General features: G+C 59.2%; 3 protein-coding genes. All 3 read left to right on the top strand.

Translation table 11 applies throughout. The annotated features are described in order from the left end of the window. Positions 1–265 precede the first annotated feature (265 nt). The 3 genes from OKC43_RS21575 to OKC43_RS21585 all read left to right on the top strand — a co-directional run bounded on the left by OKC43_RS21575 (position 266) and on the right by OKC43_RS21585 (position 1,907). The gene (locus OKC43_RS21575) at positions 266–640 is read left to right on the top strand and encodes a hypothetical protein (RefSeq protein WP_270657741.1); all 375 of its coding nucleotides are present in this window, start codon (positions 266–268) and stop codon (positions 638–640) included. Positions 641–773: 133 nt separating this feature from the next. Beyond that, positions 774–1,052: a peptidylprolyl isomerase gene (locus OKC43_RS21580; protein WP_042657102.1), complete on the top strand. Its 279-nt coding sequence runs from the start codon at positions 774–776 to the stop codon at positions 1,050–1,052. 180 nt (positions 1,053–1,232) lie between these two features. Beyond that, positions 1,233–1,907: a DUF1499 domain-containing protein gene (locus tag OKC43_RS21585; protein WP_042657101.1), complete on the top strand. Its 675-nt coding sequence runs from the start codon at positions 1,233–1,235 to the stop codon at positions 1,905–1,907. Positions 1,908–1,980 lie beyond the last annotated feature (73 nt).

Genomic DNA, 1,980 nt, shown 5'->3' on the forward strand with positions numbered 1-1,980 from the left:
AACCCACCGAAGCGAATTAAGCGTAATCGCCTAACCGCAGTAGGAATCCCCGTCCTTTAGGGCGGGGAGGATGTCAACACCAGAAACCCACCACGACAGAGTTTGTCGGCATCGCCCCACCCTCACGGTTTAGCAGGCCCGGCACACGCCAAAGCCCGCCGTAGCGGGTGATTAAGAATTGCTCGTTCAGCGCAATCGAATTATCCCGCTGCCTTTGCAGACGTCACTCCCTCACACTTGAACCATCAACTGAAGGAGACACATCATGCATACACGTAGCGAACAGATGGCTGACTATATTGCCGATCGTCTCGAGTTCATCACCTTCCTCGCCTGTTGCAGCGCCCTGCTGGCCCTGCTGACCGGCATGAGTGGCCAACAGGCACTGGCCTTTACCGCCCTGAATCTGCCGTTTGGCCTCGGTATTCTGCTGGCGATGGCGATGCTGGCCCCGCTGCCCGCCCACTGGCGGCTGCCAGGCATCACCTTGCTGCTGGCAGGTTGCGCCCTGATGACCCTGCAACTGGGGGGCGAGTGGCTCAATCCGCTGGCCATCTGGAGCCTCTACGCCCTGCTCGGGCTGGAGATCATCTGGCAAGCTCGCCCCCGCGCCGTGCTAGCCACCCGCGCTCGCCAATAATAGGGCTGACCAGCGCCGGTAAACGGCGGGCTGCGATGGCTGACGCCGGTGGCAAATTGGGGTACTCTTGCGCCCCCATTTGCCACCACACTTGGCATTAACAACCTTCGCCATCACGCCCAGGAGCGCCCCGATGAAAAAAGCCTGTGCCCAGCACATTCTGGTCAAGACCGAAAAACAGTGTATGGAGATCAAGGAGAAGATCGAGAAGGGAGCCGACTTCGGCCAGATGGCCAAGCGCTTCTCCACCTGCGCCTCTGCAAAACGTAGCGGCGATCTGGGGGAGTTCAATAAAGGGGATATGGTCAAGCCCTTCGACGATGCCGTATTCAAGGGCGAACTGCTCAAGGTACTGGGGCCGGTGCGCACCAAGTTCGGCTTCCATCTGATCAAAGTGCTCTATCGCAATTAAACCATCGCAACTGACCATTCTCTCGGTGAAGCTCGCATCAGGCGGGCTTCACCGACCTCTGCATCCCCCCTCGCAAAACTGGCTGAAACAACGCCAAACTCGCATCAATTTACTAACGTTATCAGACAATTAAGTTTATCCTTCTCGGCATTGTCCACATTCGACGATGGATCCCGTGCTATGCCCCGCTCTTGCTTGTGGCCCCTGCTGGCCTGGTTACTCCCGCTCGCTGGCGCCCTCGGCAGCCGCTTCCATCTCTGGCCCTGGTGGATAGGTTTTGCGATCTGTCTCATCGGAGCGCTTGTCTCCCTTATCCTGCTGGTGCGCCTGCCCTGGAGCCGCAACCGCTACGCCAACGGCTTTGGCGCCTTGCCGCTGTTGCTGCCGCTGCTCTTTGTGGTGCAGGCGCTGCGCATGCCGCTGATCAACGATGTGAGTACCGATCCCTACAATCCCCCCCTGCTGCGCTGGGCGGCGGAGCTTAGAACCGAGCAGGATCTGCCAATTAATAGCGCCCCGCTGAAAGCAGTTGAGGCAAAACCCGGTCCTCTCTTTACCAGGGCCTCCCCTGCCGAAGTGGTGATTGAAGCCAGCGAACTGATGCAGGAGCTGGGCTGGCAGGTACGACCGAGCCCGGATGGTCTGGATGCAGTGGTCACCACCGGCTGGTTCGGCTTTCAGGATGATGTGGCGCTGCGGGTCTTTGCCGGCCCGAAAGAGACTCGCATCGATATGCGATCGGCCTCCCGTCAGGGGCGCAGCGACTTGGGTACCAACCGGGCGCGGATCGAGGATTTTCTGATCCGCCTGAACGAGCGACTCGGTCAGGCCTACAAACCCAATTTGAAACCTTGACATCCTCCCCGCCCTAAAGGACGGGGATTCCTACTGCGGTTAGGCGATTACGCTTAATTCGCTTCGGTGGGTT

The organism is Aeromonas sp. Y289-2, assembly GCF_027705925.1.
Lineage (GTDB): Bacteria > Pseudomonadota > Gammaproteobacteria > Enterobacterales > Aeromonadaceae > Aeromonas > Aeromonas veronii.